Here is a 21,290-nt window from a genome sequence, read left to right on the forward strand (position 1 = left end):
AGAATCTGATTTAGATATGATGATTGGTGCTTCTGCAGATTCAGTAATGATGGTAGAAGGTGAAATGGATGAGATTTCTGAAGAAGAAATGGCAGATGCTATTAAGTTTGCTCATGAAGCTATTAAGGTTCAATGTGCTGCTCAATTAAGATTAGCTGAAGCATTCGGAAAGAAAGAGGTTCGTGAATATGAAGGTGAAAGAGAAGAAGAAGATTTAGCCAAGAAAATTCATGACATGGCTTATGATAAAGTATATGCTATCGCAAAAGCCGGATCTGCTAAGCATGAAAGAAGTGCTGCATTTAAAGAAATAAAAGAAGATATTAAAGCGTCATTTTCTGAAGAAGAAACGGAAGATTATGGAGGTTTAATTTCTGATTATTACCGTAAAGCTGAAAAAGCTGCCATTAGAGATTTAACCTTAAATGAAGGGTTACGTTTAGATGGTCGTCAAACAGATGAAATTAGACCAATTTGGTGTGAGGTAGATTACTTACCATCAACACATGGTTCTTCTGTATTTACTCGTGGAGAAACTCAAGCATTAGCAACAGTTACTTTAGGAACATCTAGAGATGCAAACAAAATAGATATGCCATCTTATGAAGGTGAAGAGAATTTCTATTTACATTATAACTTCCCTCCTTTTTGTACTGGTGAAGCTAGACCAATTCGTGGAACCTCTCGTAGAGAAGTGGGACATGGTAATTTAGCACAACGTGGTTTAAAAGGAATGATTCCTGACGATTGTCCTTACACAGTACGTGTAGTTTCTGAAGTATTAGAATCTAACGGTTCATCTTCTATGGCTACTGTATGTGCAGGAACTATGGCTTTAATGGATGCTGGTGTGCAAATGACGAAGCCAGTTTCTGGTATTGCAATGGGATTAATTTCTGATGCTGAATCTGGAAACTATGCTGTATTATCTGATATTTTAGGTGATGAAGATCACTTAGGCGATATGGATTTCAAAGTAACTGGTACTGCAGACGGTATCACAGCTTGCCAAATGGATATTAAAGTAAAAGGATTATCATACGAGATTTTAGTGAATGCACTACAACAAGCTCGTGCTGGTCGTTTACATATCTTAGAGAAATTGACGGATACAATTGCTGCACCAAATGCAGACGTAAAAGATCATGCTCCAACAATGGTAACAAGACGTATTCCTAATGAATTTATTGGAGCCTTAATTGGACCTGGTGGAAAAGTAATTCAGGAAATGCAAAAAGAAACTGAGACAACTATCGTAATTAACGAAGATCCAGTAACTGAAGAAGGTATTGTTGAAATTTTAGGTGTAGGAAGAGAAGGTATTGATGCTGTGATGGCAAAAATAGATTCTATATTATTTAAGCCAGAAGTTGGTAGCGTTTACGAAGTAAAAGTAATTAAGATGTTAGATTTTGGTGCGGTTGTAGAATATATGGATGCACCAGGAAATGAAGTTTTATTACACGTAAGTGAATTAGCTTGGGAACGTACAGAAAATGTATCTGATGTTGTAAACATGGGTGATGTATTTGATGTAAAGTATTTCGGTATAGACTCAAGAACGCGTAAAGAGAAAGTATCTCGTAAAGCCATTTTGCCAAAACCGGAAGGTTATGTAGCAAGACCACCAAGAGATAATAATAATAATAATAATAATCGTGGAAGAGATAACAGAGGTAGAGATAATCGTGGACGTGATAACAGACGTGATGATCGTAAACCTAGAGAAGATAAGAAGGAAGATTAATTTTTCTTTTTAATCTTAATATTTTTAAAAGCCTTTCAATTCATTTTGAAAGGCTTTTCTTATTTAGTTTAAAAAAATCACTTTTACCCTGTAACTTAACGCTCCAAACATACTGAATATAAGACAACTATGTTTCTTTATACTATTATTTACTGTAAACATAATATGTGCTCAAAATCATTTTATTACTACTTGGGAAACTACAATAACCTATGAAAGCATTACAATACCAACTTATGGTACTGACTACGATTATGATATAGATTGGGGAAATGATGGCAATTTTGATACCATAGGAGCAACTGGTGATGCCACTTATGTATTCCCATCGGCAGGCATACACACTATTGCTGTTCGTGGTGATTTCCCTCGCATTGTCTTTCAACTAACATCAGATTATTTAAAAATTAAATCTGTAGAACAATGGGGAGATATTGCTTGGAGTTCTATGAATGCGCCATTTGCCTACTGTGAGTTTTTAGTTATAAATGCCATAGATCAACCCGACTTAAGTAATGTAACAGACTTATCTTACATGTTTTATAATGCTAAAGCTAAACCAACCTATTGCACATTGGGATGTAAGTAATGTAACCAATATGGCTGGTATGTTTTGGCACGCAACTATTTTCAATCAACCGCTTAATAATTGGAATGTTAGTAATGTAACCGATATGAACAATATGTTTTTTCTTGCTAGCAATTTTAATCAACCTATCATAAATTGGGATGTGGAAAATGTTACTAATATGTATGGGATGTTTAATAATGCTATAACTTTTAATCAGCCTATAGGAAATTGGAATGTAAGCAGTGTTTCAACTATGGAATATATGTTCGCGAATACTAAATATAATCATCCATTAGATAATTGGGATGTAAGCAATGTAATAACTATGAAAGATATGTTTAATCAGTCCACTTGGTTTAATCAATCTATTGACAGTTGGAATGTTAGCAATGTTACAAATATGGAAAGTATGTTTAGAAGAGCTTTTAGATTTAATGGATCTATTGGGAATTGGGATGTGAGTAATGTAACAAACATGAATAGTATGTTTCATGAAGCTACTTCTTTTAATCAACTACTTTACGATTGGGATGTAAGCAACGTAACCAATATGGAAAGAACTTTTACTCTTGCTGAAACATTTAACCAACCTATTGGGAGTTGGGATGTAAGTAATGTAATTACTATGAAAGACATGTTTGCAGGTGCTAATAAATTTAATCAGCCTCTTGACAATTGGAATGTAAGTAATGTAATAACTATGGAAAGTATGTTTTTTGATGCCAATGATTTTAATCAACCTCTTAATAGTTGGGATGTGAGTAATGTTACTGATATGAGCAATATGTTTAAAAATGCTTATAATTTTAATGAAACATTAAACAACTGGACACCTGTAAATGCTTTATTAATGAATAGTATGTTTGAAGGTGCTATAAGTTTTAATCAGCCACTGAATAACTGGACTTTGGGCAGCGTTACTAATATGTCTTCCATGTTCAATAATACTGATAGTTTTAACCAACCTCTTAATAATTGGGATGTCAATAGTGTAACGGATATGAGCAGTATGTTTAAAAATGCTACAGATTTTAATCAAAATATTGAAAACTGGATTACTCAAAATGTTTTATTAATGAATAATATGTTTGAGTATGCCACAAGTTTTAATCAACCATTAAATAATTGGGTATTAGGTAGCACAACCAATATGTCTTCCATGTTTCGTAATGCTCAAAATTTCAACCAAACCATTGATAATTGGGACGTTAGAAATGTAATTGAAATGGGGAAAATGTTTCAAGATGCAACGACTTTTGATCAAGACATAGGTAATTGGGATGTATCTAATGTAACTCAAATGTTTTCTATGTTTGAAAACGTAACGCTCTCTATACAAAACTACGATGCCCTTTTAAATGGCTGGAATAATTTATCTCTACAAAACAATATTGATTTTCATGGAGGAAATAGCAACTATTGTAATAGTCAAATAGCTAGAAATAATATCATAAATACTTTTGGTTGGACGATTACAGATGATGGTTTAGAGCCAGGTTGTAGCGAATTGTCTATTACTGATGTACAATTAGATTCGATAGAGATTTATCCCAATCCTACATCTGAGGTTGTATATATTAAAAATTACTTAGGAGATTCAATAGCTCTATATGACAATCTAAGTCGAAAAGTACTGTTTAATATAACAAACAGAGACTTTAATATTATCAAAATAGATATAAGTCATTTACAAACTGGTATTTACTTTTTAAAATTAGATACTATAATAAAGAAGCTAGTTATAAAATAAGTTTGTGATTCTTTAAAGAAAAAGATGTTAAATTTCAGTCGCATAATTTAACCTAGAGAAGAAAAAAAGAGAATTACTTCTCTTTAACCTCAATATATTAGAAAGCCTATCATTATTTAATGGGCTTTCTTGTATTTAGTCGTTAGAATTGATAAATAATCTTTGTTAATTCCTATTGCAAAAAAAATATTTTATATTGTCTGTAACATTTTTGAGCTTTTGTACGTATAATAAGAGCAACACGTTGTTGTAGAGACATTGCACAAATCTTAGAATTAAATGAGACAACTTAAAATTACCAAGCAGGTTACCAATAGGGAAACTGCATCATTGGATAAATACCTACAAGAAATTGGTAAGGTAGATCTTATCACCGCAGACGAAGAGGTAGAATTAGCTCAACGGATTAAGGCTGGTGATCAACGTGCTCTAGAAGAATTAACCAAAGCTAATTTACGTTTTGTTGTATCTGTAGCAAAACAATACCAAAACCAAGGTTTAACATTACCAGATTTAATTAACGAAGGTAATTTAGGTTTAATTAAAGCGGCACAACGTTTCGATGAAACTCGTGGTTTTAAATTTATATCTTATGCTGTTTGGTGGATTAGACAATCTATCTTACAAGCTTTAGCTGAGCAATCTCGTATTGTCCGTTTACCACTAAATAAGATTGGTTCTATTAATAAAATCAACAAGACATTTGCCTTTTTAGAGCAAAGCCATGAACGTCCACCTTCTGCAGAAGAAATCGCAAAAGAATTAGACATGACGATTAACGATGTTAAAGAGTCAATGAAAAATTCTGGACGCCACGTCAGTATGGATGCACCTTTAGTAGAAGGTGAAGACTCTAACTTATACGATGTATTACGTAGTGGTGAGTCTCCAAACCCAGATAGAGATTTGTTACATGAATCTTTACGCACAGAGATAGAACGTGCTTTAGAGACCTTGACACCTCGTGAAGCTGATGTAATTCGTTTATATTTTGGTTTAGGAAATCAACACCCAATGACCTTAGAAGAGATAGGTGAAACATTCGATTTAACACGTGAGCGTGTAAGACAAATTAAAGAAAAAGCAATTCGTAGGTTAAAACATACCTCACGAAGTAAAATATTAAAGACGTATTTAGGTTAGGATTTTGTATATTTAGCGACCAACCTAATAAAGGTAACAACAGTTACAAAACATAACTGTTCGTTTTTTGATTGATGAAAGAACCCACGGCTGATTACCGTGGGTTCACTTTTTATAACATCTTATCTATTCAAAACAAAAGAAACTTTATTTTTTATTTACCTTTGCACAAACCAAACAGAACTCCTATATAATGGCTTCAAAATTAATTGCTCCTTCAATGCTAGCTGCCGATTTCGGTAATTTACAACGTGATACAGAACTCGTAAATAATAGCGATGCAGACTGGTTTCATATTGATGTTATGGATGGTCATTTTGTACCAAACATATCTTATGGTATGCCAGTAATTGCTGCAATAAAAAAACACGCTACTAAACCATTAGATGTACATTTAATGATTGAAAAGCCTGAGCGCTATATTGAAGAATTCGCTAAGGTAGGAGCAGATATTATTACTGTACATTATGAATCTACAGTGCATTTGCATAGAACATTAAGACAGATTAAAGATGCTGGTTGTAAAGCAGGTATTGTACTTAATATAACAACACCTCTAACAGTTTTAGAAGACATCTTACCAGAATGTTATATGGTTTTATTAATGTCTATTAATCCTGGTTTTGGTGGCCAAAAGTTTGAAGACATCACATACAAACGCATTAAAAATCTTCGTCAAATGATTAACGAACAAGGCTTAGGTACACGTATTGAAATTGATGGTGGTGTAACTGACAAAAACATTAAAGCTCTCGTAGAAGCAGGTGCAGATACTTTTGTAGCCGGAAGTCATGTGTTTAAAAGTGAAAATCCAACCTTAACTATCAAGAATTTAAAAACTTTAGCCAATTCATAAAAAAAGCGCCGTTAAGCGCTTTTCTATTTTATAATTGTTTTAGTAAATAATTGATTAAATCTGTTGTAGTCACAATTCCAACTAAAATACCATCATCAACAACAGGCAAAGCATGAAACTCTTGGGTTGCTAAAATCTTTGCAACCTCTTTAATCGTTGCTACGGATTTTACGGTAACTATATTTTTAGCCATCACTTGGTCTATAGTGAACATATTATAAACCAAAGTATCTACATCAGTTTCTGATTCATCTACAGCATCTGCGAAGCTAATTCTTAATAAGTCGGTATAACTTAACATACCAATAACTACTTCTTCCTTTACTACCGGAATATGTCTAATTTTATGACGCTTAAAAAGCATCTCTGCAGTCTCAAGATCATCATCTCTATTAAGTGCTATGATATCTGTGGACATTATTGTGGAAATTGGCGCTATATCTCTCATGACTAATTGGTTTTATAAATCACTAATAAAAGTACCTTATAAAACACATAAAAAGCATGATAATTATCATAAAGAAAAGCGCACAGAAATGATTAAGATTTAACCCTTACTACCATAACCATAGTTATAACCATAGTTATAGCTATAACCATAAGATTTACTTGCTCCAACACTATTAACCACATAAGCCATGTTCTTTAACTTACCTGATTCAGATAGTTCCTTTGAAAACTTTAATAGGTTCTTCTCTGTATAATTTGCGCGTGCCAAATATATTGTAGCATCTGCTAATTGAGAGATAAGCATAGTGTCTGTAACTAAAATTGTAGGAGCTGTATCTACAATTATGTAATCATACTCATGTTTAGCTTCCTCTATTAACTTCTCAAAACGTCCATTAGTTAACAAATGAGCTGGATTTGGAGGTATAGCACCAGATAAGATAATATGATGATTCGGATGCTTCTCAAATCCATTGATTAAAGAATCCTTCCAATCATAATTTATATCATGTAGGTAATTAGATAATCCTGGTTTATGCTTATCTTGATTAATGTGCGTATGGATTTGTGGATTTCTTAAATCTGCACCTATCAATAATACTTTTTTATTAATACTAGATAACGCTAAAGACAAATTAAGACTCACATAAGTCTTCCCCTCCCCTTTTATAGTTGATGTACAATAAATAATTCTACCCTTTTCATTATCATTTACTGGTAAAATATAATCGACGTTAGAACTTAATATTCTAAACGATTCAGAAAGAGCTGAGCGATCATTAGGGTCAGTAAAAATAATATCACCTTTTTTCTTTACATCTGGTATTTCTGCAATTACCGGTATATTAGATGTTAACTTTGTGATGTCCTCTTTGCTATGCAACTTGGTGTCTAACATAAAAATGAGGTACAAAATCCCAAAAGGCAAAAGCAATCCGCCAAGTAAAGCACCAGCATATACTATATTAGATTTTGGAGAAATAGGATTTGAACCAGATAAAGCATATTCAACAATCTTTATTGATGGTTCTGTAATCGCTAAATTTATAGCAGCTTCCTCCCTTTTTTGAAGTAATAAAAGATATAAACTCTGTTTAATTTTCTGCTGACGAGCAATAGCTTTAAGTAGTCGCTCTTTTTCTGGTATTTGAGAAACTTTTCCTGAAAACAAGCGATTTCTATTACCCATTTGACGCTGTGATGCTTCTAACTGATTGACATAAGTTCTAAGTGACCTATTTATGTTAGACTTTAAATCTTCTACTTGACTTGCAGCTAATTTTACAGTTGGGTTATTAATTCCTCCGCTATTTGCTAATTTATCTCTATTGATTACTGCTAGATTATAATCTGAAATTAAATTATTAATTCCTGGGTTTTCAATACCAATATTAGCAGGCAATAGTCCCGAACCTGTATTATCTTTTAAGGAGTTTTCTAATAATTTAGCTAATGCTAATTGATTATCTATCTTAAAAACTTCTTCTTCTGATTGCGTACGTTGTTGTAATCCTAATTCGGCATCAGTAACTAAATCGACTAGATTGTTATCTTGTTTAAAATCTTGATAGCTAATTTCAATTGAATCTAACTCCTCAGCTAAAAACACAAAGCGATCATCAATAAAATCTAAAGTACGTTTAGATACTAACTGCCTATCATTTATACCATCTTCATCAAATACGTCCATTAAAGTATTTAATATTTTTTCTGAAAGCTCCTTGCTTTCCCCTTTTATAGATAGTTTTAATAGGTCACTTTGCTCTCCAATTGCTTCTACTAATATTTTAGATTTTAGACTTAAAGCAGTACTTTTAATAGGTCTGAAATTTATTAAATAGGTTTTATCTAGTAAGCTGTTTTTAGCATCTTCAGCATTTATTCTAATGTAAAATGGTAAGTGATGATTTTCATTATCTGTAGCATAATCCGGAAAAGAAAACGCACTTTCCGTTTTTAAATTTATTATCTCTAAGCCAATACTAGTGATGTTAACTTTATACGCAAGGTTTTCTGTAATACTATCTGCTTTAATAATTTGTTCAAAATGAAATGGTAAAACATCAACTTGAGAGGTTTGAATAGTACCTTCTTCAAAAAAACTTGTATTTAAATTTAAATCTCTTACGACGCGATTCATGATGAGATATGAGGTTAAAATCTCAATCTCATTCTCTAAATTTATATTGGTACGTTTAAAGATGAATGCAGACGTAGGTAATTCTAAACCTTCCGATTCATCTAATATTTTCACCTTTGAATACGTTTCATAAATACGTGGTGCATATCTTAGATACATGTAAGCACCAAGAAGTGTTAATGCCAATGTTAAAGCGAACCAAGGCCAGTAACGCAAATAACGTCTAACTTCTTGCTTTAAATCAACACTATCTTCTTCTTTAAAAGCATAATCGTTAAATGAATTATCCATAGGGTTATCGTGATAATAATATAGTTATACTTAGTGCTAAGGAAGCAATTGTTAGAATGGTCCCAACATCTCCTACAAACCCAGCTTTTTTAACTTTAGGATTATTTTGGTTCACTATAATGACATCATTAGGTTTTATAAAATAAAACTCGCTATCCATAAACGCAGAAGATGTTAAATCAATATGTGTTACTTTTCGCATTCCATCTACTTCGCGTGTCATTAAAACATCATCTCGTTTTCCATTAATAGTCAAATCACCTGCATAACCTAAAGCTTGTAATAAGGTAATATTTTGCTCGGTAAACGTATAAACCCCAGGTTGGTTAACCTCTCCTAAAACCGTGACTTTTGCATTAATTAAACGCACATTAACAGTCGGGTTAGTAAGATGACCTTCTGAGACTAGTTTATTTTTAATCGCGTCTTCAAGTTGCTTTGTAGTTAAATTGGCAGTTGATATATTTCCTAAAACAGGAAAACTAATTGCGTTATCTATGGACACCAAATAACCATCTATCTGCATCAATTGTATATTCTGAGCTTGCATGCCTTGGCCAGAAGTTTTGTTGTATGGTAATGCAGCTTCAGGAACCAGACTTTCTACTGTAATTTTTAAAATATCGTTAGGTTGAATATTAGCAGATTGATAATTCACTGAACGCTCACCATTAGCTTCAATATCTTGTAAATAGAGTATTTCTTTTTTTGAAACACAAGAAGCCAATAGAATAAGGCAAAATAAGCTCAATATTTTAAATCTCATTGAATGTCCTTTTTATTAGAAACAAATATAACTGCATTTAAAGGACTAGCAAAACTGAGCTTGTATTTAAGTAGAAATACTCAGTGTTTTTATAAGTCATTTTATTAACTTTTTTATACCAAATGGCAATAAATATAATACAGATCCGTAAAGTATGAGACAAAGAATCTGCGTATTCAACTCAAGGTCTAATAAATTAAAAGCAATACAAATTATAATCACATTAATACTTACAATTAAGAATGTTGTCATTTTATGACTAAAACCACTTTTAATAAACTTATGATGAATATGATTTCTATCTGCTTTAAAAGGGCTTGTTTTTAAAATCACAATTCTAATAAAGAAAATACGTAATGTATCTATTAGTGGGTAAAACAGTAGTGCAAAGGCTAATGCAGGAGATGCTCTATAATAACTAGATGTTGAATCTACTTGTGCCATATTTATAAAACTTATAGTAAAAAAAGCTAACAAAAAACCTACAATCATAGATCCTGTATCTCCCATAAATATTTTATTCTTAGACGAAAAATTGAGCCTTAGAAATGCCAACAACGCACCACACAAAGCTATAGCTATAGTTGCTAAACTTAAGTCGTTACCATTTACAAAAAGAAAAACAAAAATTGCACTTACACTAAAAGCAATGGAACCTGCTAATCCGTCCACTCCATCAATTAAGTTATAAGCATTAATAATTAAAATGTAAACAAATAATGTAAAGCCAACAGAGACCCAGTAAGGTAATACATCAATGTCAAGTATCGTGGAAAACCCAATAATTCGTGTATCTGTAAAAATGAAGAGTAAAGCAGCTGCAAAGAGTTGGCCAATAAATTTTTTCCGAGCTGATAATACAGTGAGGTCATCTTTTAAGCCTAAAAAGAATAAAATGGTCAAACCTCCCATCACTAACAATAAGACCTTAGTATTTAAAAAGGCTCCCACAATAGTCATCACTATAATAAGACCTAAAAAGATGCCAATACCACCTAATGTTGGTGTTTTATTTGAATGTAAGCTACGGCTATCAGGCTCATCCATTAGATGTTTTTTCTTGGCGACATATATTATCGTTGGAAATGTATGGAATGCAATTAGAAAAGCTAGTATAAATGCTGAAGCCAACCAAATAAATAGGTTGTCACTAGGTGAAAAATTTTCAAGTAATGTTTTAATCATAATGGTTGACTCTTTAAAACATTTTAAGGGAATGTTTAAATTAAAATTTAAAATTACCAGCACTATTTAGCGATAACTGACGAGGTACTATTTCTTTAAGTCAACAATATTAATTAGCAAGAGAACATTTATTATTCTATCAGCTGTCTTTCCGTCCCATAAAGGTATATCTTTTCCTGATTTCCACCCACTAGAAAAGAGTTTATTTAAATATTTTTTTAAGTTTTTAGGATTAGTACCAACTAGTTCATTAGTTCCCAATGTAATAGTTTCTGGTCGTTCGGTATTATCACGTAAAGTCATACAAGGCACATTCATTACTGAGGCTTCTTCTGTTATCCCTCCTGAATCTGTGATTACCGCTTTTGCATTTTCAACTAGATAATTAAACTCTAAGTAACTTAAAGGCTCAACGGTATGCAATCTTGGATGCGCAATTTGTAATCGCTCTAATATTTTAGCAGTTCTAGGATGCACAGGAAATATTAATGGCAAATCTTGAGTATGATTTATAATTTCATCTATCATATCTTTTAACTGACTTTCTTCATCAACATTTGCAGGACGATGGAGTGTCATCACAATATAAGATTTTGGCTTTAGTTCTAATTGACTCCAAACATTAGGTGCCTTAAAATTTGGTCTTTGCTTTAAAAGCGTATCTATCATAGTATTTCCAACAAAGAAAATTTGATCAGCTTTTACACCACTATCGCTTAAATTTTTATTAGCCAAATCAGACGTCGTGAAAAAATAATTAGTGATACTATCAGTTACTAATCTATTAATTTCTTCTGGCATTGTCCAATCATCAGAGCGAATACCTGCTTCTACATGCGCAACTTTAGTGTTCAATTTTTGCGCTACTAAAGCACATGCCATAGTAGATGTAACATCACCAACCACTAAAACTAAATTGGCAGGATTAGTCATTAGCTCTTTTTCAAAACTAATCATAATTGCTGCCGTTTGCTCTGCTTGTGTACCACCACTACACTCTAAATTAACATGTGGTTCTGGGATTTGAAGTTGTTCAAAAAAACTACCTGACATATTCTTATCGTAATGCTGGCCAGTATGTACTAATCTGTAATCTATCTGTTCGCCTTTATTTTTTGCTGTTTTAATAGCATGAATAATTGGTGCGATTTTCATAAAATTTGGTCTAGCACCAGCAATGATGGTTATTTTATAAGTCATTTTTTAATATCTATTAAGTTGTAAGTTCATAAAAAAACGGATTAGATGTATTTGACGTTTAATTCTTGAAGGTTGATTAACCAATCTATAAGCCCATTCTAAATTATTATTTACCCACCATTCTGGCGCTCTTTTTACGTTACCTGTATAAACATCAAAACTACCTCCCAAACCTTGGTAAACCGCAGTATGTTGTTTTTGAATTTCCTCCATTAGTAGTTCTTGCTTAGGTGAACCCATAGCTATAAAAACGACATCTGGTTGGTGTTTAATTATATCTGTAATCAAATCATTTTCATCTTCTTCTGTCTTCAAATACCCATTTCTATAATTACAAATATTTATCCCTTTAAATTCCGAATTTAAATTCTTTACAGTAGCCTCAATAACCTCTTGCTTTCCGCCAACTAAGTAGAATGTCTTATCCTTATAATACTGTTTCACAACATCTAACCATAGTTCGCAACCAGGTATTTTCACAACGCTTTTATGTCCTTTTTTCTGTAAAGCCCAAACCGCTCCTATACCATCAGGATAACCCATATTCCTATTGATTATAGCTCTACTCTCATCAGTTGCATGTAATATTTTTTCAGCATTCACAGCAACTAAAATCTTCTTGTGTTCAAAGGCATAATCGATCAGTTCTTTTCTCGATTCTGGTGCGTAGGTTATAACTTTATTTAAGGCTTCGGACTGCATATATTTAATTAGATTCTAAATGATAATGAGCCAAGGCGTTAAACATAAACGCATTACTCCAACGCATATAAGAAATTTTAGAACTCACTCCTCTTTTTATCTGATAGTAAAAATATCCTTTTTTGTCTTGCATGTTTTCGATGGTCCAATCTAAAGTTTTTTCTAGTAATTCAGTTTGATTTTTAAATTGCTTCAATTTAGATGCGGTCACTATAATTTGAGCCGGACAATGAATATCGATAGGATAGGTTTTATTGTGGTAATATTTTGGTGTACCATCGGATTCAAAAAAGTTAGCGACATAATAATTCCATCCTTTTTCTATATTAGTTTGAAAAGAATTATCACCTGTTTGCTGCTGATAGGTTTCAATAGCATCCAAGTTAAAACCTGTATGAAAACTATCGATCCACGATTGAATAGGAAGTAAACCGTAAATCCAAGAACCATCCTCATTTTGAAGTTCGCAAGCCGCTAAAACCGCTTTTTGCGCCATATCTTTATGATTGTTGTTTTTTGAATATTTATAGGAAAAACTCAAAATTTTCGCTCCCAAAAGAGATGCGTTTATTACTGTATTATTACCATCAATAACGCTATATGAAAACAGGAATCCGTTTTTGTGAGACGAACGCGATAAATCATTCAATACAAAATCGGCAGAAGATAAAACAATATCTAAAACGGCTTTATTTTTTGTGATTTCATAACTCTCAACTAAAGCCTCAACACTAAATGCTGTTGCAACCACAGTTGGTGTGTTTTTTTTGAACAAAAACAAACGACGTGCTTGCCAATCGAAATTATAACCCCAACATGCACCAGAGTAACCTTCAACTTTCATGCTTAATAGCAATTGTGTGAGCTCGTTAATTTTAGTCAGAATTTCTTCTGAAGCACCAAAACTTTCGCTACCGTTTTCTGAAGCTTTATACAATCTACAATAACCCAATAAAAAAAGCGCTATACCTTTTGAGTTGTGCTCTTTTGGAACTAATAAAAATTTTCTGAAATTTATGGGACTACGTTTAAAGCCTTGAATCCAAGCCAATCTTGCCAAATCCCAATGCTTTAATGGTAAAACTTGAAACACTTTTGAGTTCATCCCATCATAAGGATCCCAACCTTTAAAGCTTTCAGCTTCACAGTAGGCTTTTAGTTTTATAAAACTATCCTTATAAATTTTATTCATCTTATTACTTAATCAAATTTTTTAAAATTGGAATTCGACTTATTACATATTTATGTAAAAGAATGGGGAAAAGAACTCCAATAATCACTAAAACGGGTGCAAAATAATAGAACTTATGGTAAAATGCGTCTTTGCCAAGCCATTTAATTAATAGAACTGACAATGCGCCCATAAACATAGTATTAAACAAATAAATATAAAATGAATTGTAACCTATTTTTTCCAATACAGAACTCCTTACAATCTTTATTGAAGATATATAACCAACACTAAAAATAGCAAATAAGCTAATTATGCTTTTCGGAATATTAACCAGATTTAAATATTCTAAAATTCCCCAAACTGAAAACAATATAATTATCACTAGTCCAAAGTTCTGCAAAACAGACAAAGAAGTCTCTCTTTTTGTAACTAAATAGCATCCTAATATAAAAAAAGGTAAATACCAAACGAATATGTTTAAAGAGAACATCTTAGGAAAGTTGACGAATGATGACAAAGCTAAACTCGTTACAAAAAACAACAAAAATTTATTGCGAACCATGTAATCAATAATCGGCATACATAAATTATATAAAAACAAAACATATAGATACCATAAAAATCCACTGCTACCTTCTGAAGGATATATTAAAACACTAACAATTGACTTATTTACATCTGTGTCTTCAACAAAAAAATACTTGCCTATCAAAAAAACAGAAGATAGAATTATATAAGCAGGAAAAAGTCTTATAAATTTTTTCTTTACAAACTTCGTGTAATCCTTAAACGACTCAATTGGTTGATATGTATAATAAGCAATATAACCAGACAGGCATAAAAATAGAGGCATGTGAAATTTATAGATAACGCGCTTCAGATTTACATATGCATCTATACCGATTTCACCTCTAGATGCCAAATGCCCAATAACCACAAGAATAATAGCTATTCCTGTTGCAATTCTGATATCGTATAGAATAGGTTTTTTACTCAAGATTTAGTTATTAATTATACTATTCAATTTGTTATAAACTACTTGCCCTGTAAAATGTTCTTTTGCGTAAATTCTATTTTTTTGGCTTATTGACTTTCTAAGCTCTTCATTAGAATATAAATATTCTACTTTTTCGACAATACTATTTACATCCTTAACTTTTATAAAACTACCCATTTCATCCTCTACAAAAAAATCATTAAGACCTCCAACAGGTGTTGTAATAATTGGCACACCATTAGCCATAGCTTCTAAAACTGCATTGGGCATACCTTCTGAATAGGATGGAAAAACATACAAATGACCAGATGATAAAAGTTCATGTTTTTCATTTCCTTTTAAATATCCAGAAAATAGAACATCCTTTATATTATTCTCTTTGACATAATTAACAATATTATTATACTCACTTCCAATTCCTGCAATAATTAATCTAAAATTACTATGCTTTTCTTTCAATATGACAAATGCTTTTAATAACTCACCTATACCTTTATAGACTTCAACTCTTGACAAAAAAATCAAATCAAAAGTCTCTTTACGCTTTTCCTTTTCAGGTTGATTAAAAACCAAATCTCCTACCATAGTTGTAAGCTGATAAATCTCTTTTTTATAACCTAAATTTTTCAAAGAATTACCAATCTCAGAATATAATACAATCGCCTTATTAGATTTCAAAAGCATACTGGAAATAATAGAATAAGGGAATTTTAAGAACTTCTCATTATTAAAATTCCAACCTCTCCAAAAAACAATTACTTCCTTTCTGTATAATTTAGAAATTAGCACATAGATACTATCTCTTAAGACTGCATTTAAATTTAAAGATGTGTTTAACACGACTATCTGCGGCTTACGTTTATTAAGTATCTTAAAAAATTTAAAAACGTATATAATTGAAACTATGAGCTTATTATTAAAACGAAACTTAGGTTCACCGACATAAAAATAATCTGTTTCCTCGTCTAAATGAGGCTTCAAATTTTCATAAAAATTATACACACCACCAAACTGGTCTTGCGCAGGTACTAGAATTAAAGTTTTAATATTTGCTTTTTTCACCATTAAAAATTAATAACCAATCTTAAAGTTTACTTTTTTAAAACAAATACAAGTCGATGCGATAAATAGTCCTTAAAAAAGTCTATAGATAGAAGTGGTTTTAACATGGATGACATGAATTTAACTATTGGGTATTTTGATGCTGTATTACTTATTAATAATAAGGGTATCCTCTCAAAAGAAATCTCTTTAAATCCAACATCATTTGCAGTAGATAAAAACTTCTTGTAAGTAGTTCCATTGACACCTATACCACCTTTTACAACTGCCCAATCGCCTTCAGATTCCTTTCTAGGTTTATACCAATTTAAATCATCTCCCCATTTTGCAACTATTTCTTGGTAAGCACCATTAATCGTTTTTGGAGAAAAGAACCATTCTAAGAAAGGTGTTTTTGTAACAGACCCAATGTGAGCGCCACCAAAAGGCAACTTAAACGAAGGAAAAACGATATATGCAACACCATCCTTTTTTAAAATTCTTTTACACTCTAAAAGTGTTTCTTTCACTGATCTTACATGTTCAATGGTATCATCTGACACAATTGCATCAAAGGATTCATCAGCAAAAGACATTTTTTCTGCATAACTACAACTGAATCCGTAAACTGTATCTGAACTGAAGTTTGATGCAAAACGATTCCCAATAGCAATAGATTCTTCACTTACATCTATTCCTTGAAACTCCTTAACCTTCCAATCTTCACCCATTTGGATTGTTGTACCTCCAATACTACATCCTAAATCTAACACCTTTTTATCTATTAAAAGATCCTTAAAAGAATGCGAAGGAAAGAACAAATCAAAAGGTTTTCTTCTAGCTTCTTTAATATTTAAATTGACCAATCTATCCAAAAAGATTTCCTTTTCTTGTTGTGATAAAGAAGTGTATTTCTCATGCCTAAAAATCTCTTGAACAAAATGATTTTCTTGATATTTAGGCTTATTCGGAAATATATTCATCAAAAATTTTACAAACTTTACTTTTATCGATGCCATATTTAATTATAGATTAATGTTTACGGAGAAACAGATTGAAAATTCTTGGATATACTAAATTTATAATTTCACTCATGAGATGCTTTATTAAAACCAATTATACTATCTGCATAAACCTGCTCTAAGTCTAATTTATCATAAATGGTTTCCCATTTACCATCTTGATAAGAAAAGTAATTCTCTGATAACTGCTGCCCAGATGTACCAAAGCCAGTAAACTGAAATTCTAAGGTATAAAATTGATTATTAGCGTAAGCAATATCTACTGACAACATTGGAGCATTTAATTTTTCATAGATTGATTTCGCATAATCAAAAATACCGTTTGGTATATTAGCTTTATCGCCAAACATATACTTTTCTTTACCACTACCACTTGCCCTAAAGTCATTATCTCTAACTGGTCTTTCAAAAATATAATACTTATCTAAATAAATTAATATTTTCCAATCATTGGTTAAGTTTGGTATAAAATTCTGAGTAATAAACTTATTTCTATGATTAGAAACTGGTATATAGTCTTTATGCTTCACTTTTCTCAAACCTTCCTTAATATCTTCCTTAATATGAGGCGTTTTACTAGCTTTTTTAACTTTTGCTAATAAGTCACTATAGCCTTTTCCTAAGAAAACACCTAGACTTGACGCACCTGAAGCCATTTTAACGACTACATTATCTTCTCCTTTTTCAAAATGTCTTTCAAACTCTTCTAAAGTACCAAATTTTTGCGTCTCAATATTATTTAAAGGCTCAAAGTCTTGAACGTCTCTTAATATTTCCATAAACACTTTATTATGGTGTGACTTGAGATGAATAAAGCTCGGTAATACTTTCGCGCCAATTGCTTCTAAACCAAGCACAATATCTTCTATATATAACTTATAATATTCTTTATTATCCTCTGTAGTAGTGTATAAAAAAATACAATTTTTGTATTTCTTATCTCTAAAATTAACCTCAGAAGGAGACATAAATACAGCATTAAAGTTATGCGCTTTAAAATAATTGGTCAGCATTGTCTTATCCATTCCACTATGATATGGTTGTGCCTTATATTTATTCCCAAATGCTCCTCTATGGTTTGTTAGCAGATAGATATTTTCCATAATTATTTCTGTATGTATCTTAGAACTCTTTTAAAGTCTATGTTTAGGATTTTTTTTAACACTCCTTCATTTGCTTCTATAAAAAACATTTTTATCGGAACAATTTTCTTTAAATGCCAAAAATAAATTTTCCAAAGCAAAGGCATTGATTTCACCGCTTTAAACAATAGATTTCTCCATCTCATTTTAAACTTTCTTAATAACGAATCATTCTGCTTTATATAGCCTTTTATATTTTTAAAATGACTAACCTCTACAGTATAGCTATCCTTTAAAAATGATATTCTAGGCACTATTCCTTTTCGTTTTCGATATCTGCCTATTTCAAAAATTTCTTCATCTTGTATAATATCATCAAAACAAAAGTTTCCTATACTATAAAATATATGTTTTCCTTTATATACCTCATAAGGTTGCACTGTATGAGAATGTCCTCCTACAATTAAATCTGCACCAGCATCAATTAATCTCCTTGCCATTTTGGGTTGATTAAAATCTGGATAAAAACCTTCTTCTACTCTTCCTCCCCAATGTAATAATAAAACTACATGATCTACTTTAGGTTTTAAGTCACTTATATGACCTATTACTTTTTCAATTTCAAAATAGTTCAAAAAGACCTCGGCATCATTGGGCATCTTAGGATTCGTGTTTTCAGTCACGTAATTTAATAAACCTAATTTTACGCCGTTCTCCTCAATGATTAATTCTTTTTTAGATAAAACTTCATCAATAGCTGCTCCTAAAAATTTAATCTTTTGAGATTTTAATGTCTCCGTTGTTTTTTCAAACCCATTTTTCAAATTATCGTAAACATGATTATGCGCCAATGAAACCACACCCAAGTTAAGATATTGTAATAAGTTAAGTGTATTTTGTTCTGTACCTAATCTTGGATGTTTTAAAGTGTTTTCACCAAAGTCACCTGTAGCCAAACATTCTAAATTTCCAATATTAAGATTAGATTTTTGTAACTCTAATTCTATATCCTCAAATGGATTTATTTGAGTTTTATATAGCTCGTTATAGCAATTATTAAAACTTATATCTCCTAAAAACGACACTTGAAGCATCATACTAATCTTTAAATATTTTTGTCCAAACTGAAGACATTCTTGCTAAGTTTTCATATTTCCCAAAACCATCAGGAATACAAATTCTAGGAATTTCGAAATTATTTTTTTGAGACGAAAATTCTATAAACTTTGGCTTGGTCGTAAAAGCATACTTATAATTAGTCTTACCTATCAAAGTTACAGTATTCTCATTATAGCTACCATTAGGATATGCTAGTGATTCATTAGACGTCAAACCCCAGTTTTTTAAAATACGTTCTGATTCATTAAACTCATTTAATACAATATCATCTTTACAATTAGTTAGAATTGGATGATTCATCGTATGAGAGCCAATACAAGCAAACTTTGCAAAATCTAATAGCTGAGATTTCGTCATGATTCTTCTTTGAATTTCGCCTTTTTCTTTCGCTGCTTCATATAATTCAAATGCTTTAGAAAACGACAAAAACTTTATATCCTCAACTTTAATCCCATCAGTCATTTCTTCACTTAATTGCATAAATCGCCTTCTAACAAAGTTTAACCATATTTGTCCATCAATAATTGATTTAGGCGCCGCGAATAAAGTAATTGACACATCATACTTCTTAAGAACATCCAACAGCTCTAAATTTCCTAACCAAGCATCATCAAAAGAGATAAAAGCAGTTCTTTTATGCTTACATTTTTTTTTGTCGTAATATTTTTGAAATTCTTTTAAAGTAACTATTTCAAAATTATGTTTTACAAGCCATTTTATAAGCGTTTCAAAAACTTCAACAGAAGGATCGTGAAAATATATCGACAGAATTTTATTTTGGTCTAACTTAGATAATAATAAACGCTTACCAAAAAATTGAAAAAGTACTAGACCAAATAAATTCCCTAAGCTTTTTCTTATGGCTTTTCTTATAATTTCTATCATTAATAAAAATCTTTTTTATTGATGATAGCGTTATATAAATAATATAAATGTCTCAATTTTTTATTTTTAAAAAATACCCACTCACCATTATACTGAATGACCTGTCCTCTCGTTGCATTTTTAAACTCGTAAACACCTTTTGCTCCCTTTCTTCCTAGTGGAATTCTAGAAAAATCAAATTTATAAATTTCAATACTCTTCAAATAGTCAAAAATAGATTGCATAAAAAACTGAGTCGCTCCATTATTTCTGGATTCTAATGAATTACTAGCAAAAACGTCGTACGAAATGCTCTCTTCAATACTTATAATTCTAGCAGCAATTGGAGTTTCATTTTTGTATAAGAAACAAACATAAATATTGTCTTGTTCTGTTAAAGATTTTATTTGACTTGACACAAGTGTATAGCTCAATTTTTTAATCTTTGAATTTTCGACATGCAGTTTTTCAATTACTTCACAGTCATTAATACTTGCGTCTTGTTTTACCTCAAATTTAAAATTTTCTTCATTTGCACTCTTTACATTTCGCCTCCAGTTTCTGTCAGGTGAAAATTCACTAGTATCTACTACAATTGTTAAATTAGTACTAGATTGACCGATAGGTCGTTTAAATTGTGCTTTTCTACAAGCCACTTCAAATTCAACATTATAAACAGTACTCAAATTAAGAAAGACACCTTTAAACGGTAAATCTTTTAAAGCATTTAGGAACTTAAATAATTGCTTAGTTGAAACCGTTTCTTTATAAATAGGTCCTTGAATTTCTAAAACCTCACCAATAAACTTAACCTTCTTTATTTTAGCCCAAGATAAAATCTGTGGCTGCTCTTTAGAATCTACAAAAAATAAGACATTACTCCCTCGTACTTTTTGGTATTCAACCCAAGCATTAGTAACTTCAAAGGGCTTATTCACAAACCCCTTTGAGATACGAATAAATTCTAAATGCTCAATTTGAACCATTATAAGTTAATTTCTTTATTAGTAACATAATAGCCTTCTTTACCAAAAACACTATATGTAGTTATTGTTTTAAAACATTTAAAACCAGCTCTTTTTTGCGATTTCCTTGCTGGTGTATTTTGACTTAAAAGCACAACTACAGCTTCTTTTTTTCCAAATTCTGAAAGCTTTTTAAGTCGATGGAAATTCATGAAATTGTGCAAT

The 21,290-nt window shown here is 31.3% G+C and carries 19 protein-coding genes; 4 read left to right on the forward strand and 15 right to left on the reverse strand.

Features of this window, described 5'->3' with window-relative positions; all coding sequences use genetic code 11:
• The 4 genes from QZZ53_RS11950 to rpe form a co-directional block, all read left to right on the forward strand.
• The coding region (locus QZZ53_RS11950; RefSeq protein ID WP_296384937.1) for a polyribonucleotide nucleotidyltransferase at positions 1-1,747 on the forward strand (1,747 nt) is incomplete at its 5' end.
• Positions 1,748-2,292: 545 nt separating this feature from the next.
• On the forward strand, positions 2,293-4,068 hold the full coding sequence (locus QZZ53_RS11955) for a BspA family leucine-rich repeat surface protein (protein ID WP_296384939.1): 1,776 nt from the start codon (positions 2,293-2,295) through the stop codon (positions 4,066-4,068).
• A gap of 279 nt (positions 4,069-4,347) precedes the next feature.
• Entirely contained in the window at positions 4,348-5,211 is an 864-nt protein-coding gene (locus QZZ53_RS11960; RefSeq protein ID WP_296384941.1) for a sigma-70 family RNA polymerase sigma factor, read from the forward strand.
• A 193-nt stretch (positions 5,212-5,404) separates the two neighbouring features.
• A complete protein-coding gene (gene rpe, locus QZZ53_RS11965) occupies positions 5,405-6,067 on the forward strand; it encodes a ribulose-phosphate 3-epimerase (RefSeq protein WP_296384944.1) in 663 nt (220 codons plus the stop codon).
• A 28-nt stretch (positions 6,068-6,095) separates the two neighbouring features.
• Here the strand turns inward: rpe and QZZ53_RS11970 are convergent, their stop codons facing one another.
• From QZZ53_RS11970 to QZZ53_RS12040, 15 genes are all read right to left on the reverse strand, one after another.
• On the reverse strand, positions 6,096-6,515 hold the full coding sequence (locus tag QZZ53_RS11970; protein WP_296384946.1) for a CBS domain-containing protein: 420 nt from the start codon (positions 6,513-6,515) through the stop codon (positions 6,096-6,098).
• A gap of 99 nt (positions 6,516-6,614) precedes the next feature.
• Entirely contained in the window at positions 6,615-8,948 is a 2,334-nt protein-coding gene (locus QZZ53_RS11975; RefSeq protein ID WP_296384948.1) for a tyrosine-protein kinase domain-containing protein, read from the reverse strand.
• Positions 8,949-8,952: 4 nt separating this feature from the next.
• Positions 8,953-9,714: a polysaccharide biosynthesis/export family protein gene (locus QZZ53_RS11980; protein WP_296384950.1), complete on the reverse strand. Its 762-nt coding sequence runs from the start codon at positions 9,712-9,714 to the stop codon at positions 8,953-8,955.
• Between the two features lie 96 nt (positions 9,715-9,810).
• Complete coding sequence (locus QZZ53_RS11985) at positions 9,811-10,899, reverse strand: MraY family glycosyltransferase (RefSeq protein ID WP_296384951.1); 1,089 nt, start codon at positions 10,897-10,899, stop codon at positions 9,811-9,813.
• An 87-nt stretch (positions 10,900-10,986) separates the two neighbouring features.
• Complete coding sequence (gene wecB, locus QZZ53_RS11990) at positions 10,987-12,099, reverse strand: UDP-N-acetylglucosamine 2-epimerase (non-hydrolyzing) (RefSeq protein WP_296384953.1); 1,113 nt, start codon at positions 12,097-12,099, stop codon at positions 10,987-10,989.
• A 3-nt stretch (positions 12,100-12,102) separates the two neighbouring features.
• Positions 12,103-12,801, reverse strand: coding sequence for a WecB/TagA/CpsF family glycosyltransferase (locus QZZ53_RS11995; RefSeq protein ID WP_296384955.1), 699 nt, complete (start codon positions 12,799-12,801; stop codon positions 12,103-12,105).
• Between the two features lie 4 nt (positions 12,802-12,805).
• Positions 12,806-13,993 (reverse strand): delta-aminolevulinic acid dehydratase, encoded by a 1,188-nt coding sequence (locus QZZ53_RS12000; RefSeq protein WP_296384957.1) that lies wholly within the window; start codon positions 13,991-13,993, stop codon positions 12,806-12,808.
• Between the two features lie 4 nt (positions 13,994-13,997).
• Positions 13,998-14,972, reverse strand: a complete 975-nt coding sequence (locus QZZ53_RS12005) for an acyltransferase (RefSeq protein ID WP_296384959.1) — start codon at positions 14,970-14,972, stop codon at positions 13,998-14,000.
• 3 nt (positions 14,973-14,975) lie between these two features.
• Positions 14,976-16,037 (reverse strand): glycosyltransferase family 4 protein, encoded by a 1,062-nt coding sequence (locus tag QZZ53_RS12010; protein ID WP_296384961.1) that lies wholly within the window; start codon positions 16,035-16,037, stop codon positions 14,976-14,978.
• 26 nt (positions 16,038-16,063) lie between these two features.
• Positions 16,064-17,032: a class I SAM-dependent methyltransferase gene (locus QZZ53_RS12015; protein ID WP_296384963.1), complete on the reverse strand. Its 969-nt coding sequence runs from the start codon at positions 17,030-17,032 to the stop codon at positions 16,064-16,066.
• A 68-nt stretch (positions 17,033-17,100) separates the two neighbouring features.
• Positions 17,101-18,138 (reverse strand): hypothetical protein, encoded by a 1,038-nt coding sequence (locus QZZ53_RS12020; RefSeq protein WP_296384967.1) that lies wholly within the window; start codon positions 18,136-18,138, stop codon positions 17,101-17,103.
• Between the two features lie 2 nt (positions 18,139-18,140).
• On the reverse strand, positions 18,141-19,214 hold the full coding sequence (locus QZZ53_RS12025; protein ID WP_296384969.1) for a CapA family protein: 1,074 nt from the start codon (positions 19,212-19,214) through the stop codon (positions 18,141-18,143).
• Between the two features lies 1 nt (position 19,215).
• Entirely contained in the window at positions 19,216-20,121 is a 906-nt protein-coding gene (locus QZZ53_RS12030; protein WP_296384972.1) for a polysaccharide deacetylase family protein, read from the reverse strand.
• Positions 20,121-21,086 carry a hypothetical protein gene (locus QZZ53_RS12035; protein WP_296384975.1) on the reverse strand — a complete coding sequence of 322 codons (966 nt, stop codon included), beginning with the start codon at positions 21,084-21,086 and terminating at the stop codon, positions 20,121-20,123. Before QZZ53_RS12035 ends, QZZ53_RS12030 begins: the two co-directional genes overlap by 1 nt.
• Positions 21,086-21,290 (reverse strand): hypothetical protein (locus QZZ53_RS12040; protein ID WP_296384977.1); only part of this gene is annotated, 205 nt, incomplete at its 5' end. The genes QZZ53_RS12035 and QZZ53_RS12040, both read right to left, overlap by 1 nt.

Source organism: Winogradskyella sp. (genome assembly GCF_016744625.1).
Lineage (GTDB): Bacteria > Bacteroidota > Bacteroidia > Flavobacteriales > Flavobacteriaceae > Winogradskyella.

Excerpts from the sequence above, each read along its gene's own strand:
- QZZ53_RS11955 (WP_296384939.1), top strand. The coding sequence starts at position 2,293 with ATGCTAAAGCTAAACCAACCTATTGCACATTGGGATGTAAGTAATGTA.
- QZZ53_RS11960 (WP_296384941.1), top strand. The coding sequence starts at position 4,348 with ATGAGACAACTTAAAATTACCAAGCAGGTTACCAATAGGGAAACTGCA.
- rpe (WP_296384944.1), top strand. The coding sequence starts at position 5,405 with ATGGCTTCAAAATTAATTGCTCCTTCAATGCTAGCTGCCGATTTCGGT.
- QZZ53_RS11970 (WP_296384946.1), bottom strand. The coding sequence starts at position 6,515 with ATGAGAGATATAGCGCCAATTTCCACAATAATGTCCACAGATATCATA.
- QZZ53_RS11975 (WP_296384948.1), bottom strand. The coding sequence starts at position 8,948 with ATGGATAATTCATTTAACGATTATGCTTTTAAAGAAGAAGATAGTGTT.
- QZZ53_RS11980 (WP_296384950.1), bottom strand. The coding sequence starts at position 9,714 with ATGAGATTTAAAATATTGAGCTTATTTTGCCTTATTCTATTGGCTTCT.
- QZZ53_RS11985 (WP_296384951.1), bottom strand. The coding sequence starts at position 10,899 with ATGATTAAAACATTACTTGAAAATTTTTCACCTAGTGACAACCTATTT.
- wecB (WP_296384953.1), bottom strand. The coding sequence starts at position 12,099 with ATGACTTATAAAATAACCATCATTGCTGGTGCTAGACCAAATTTTATG.
- QZZ53_RS11995 (WP_296384955.1), bottom strand. The coding sequence starts at position 12,801 with ATGCAGTCCGAAGCCTTAAATAAAGTTATAACCTACGCACCAGAATCG.
- QZZ53_RS12000 (WP_296384957.1), bottom strand. The coding sequence starts at position 13,993 with ATGAATAAAATTTATAAGGATAGTTTTATAAAACTAAAAGCCTACTGT.
- QZZ53_RS12010 (WP_296384961.1), bottom strand. The coding sequence starts at position 16,037 with ATGGTGAAAAAAGCAAATATTAAAACTTTAATTCTAGTACCTGCGCAA.
- QZZ53_RS12015 (WP_296384963.1), bottom strand. The coding sequence starts at position 17,032 with ATGGCATCGATAAAAGTAAAGTTTGTAAAATTTTTGATGAATATATTT.
- QZZ53_RS12020 (WP_296384967.1), bottom strand. The coding sequence starts at position 18,138 with ATGGAAAATATCTATCTGCTAACAAACCATAGAGGAGCATTTGGGAAT.
- QZZ53_RS12025 (WP_296384969.1), bottom strand. The coding sequence starts at position 19,214 with ATGATGCTTCAAGTGTCGTTTTTAGGAGATATAAGTTTTAATAATTGC.
- QZZ53_RS12030 (WP_296384972.1), bottom strand. The coding sequence starts at position 20,121 with ATGATAGAAATTATAAGAAAAGCCATAAGAAAAAGCTTAGGGAATTTA.
- QZZ53_RS12035 (WP_296384975.1), bottom strand. The coding sequence starts at position 21,086 with ATGGTTCAAATTGAGCATTTAGAATTTATTCGTATCTCAAAGGGGTTT.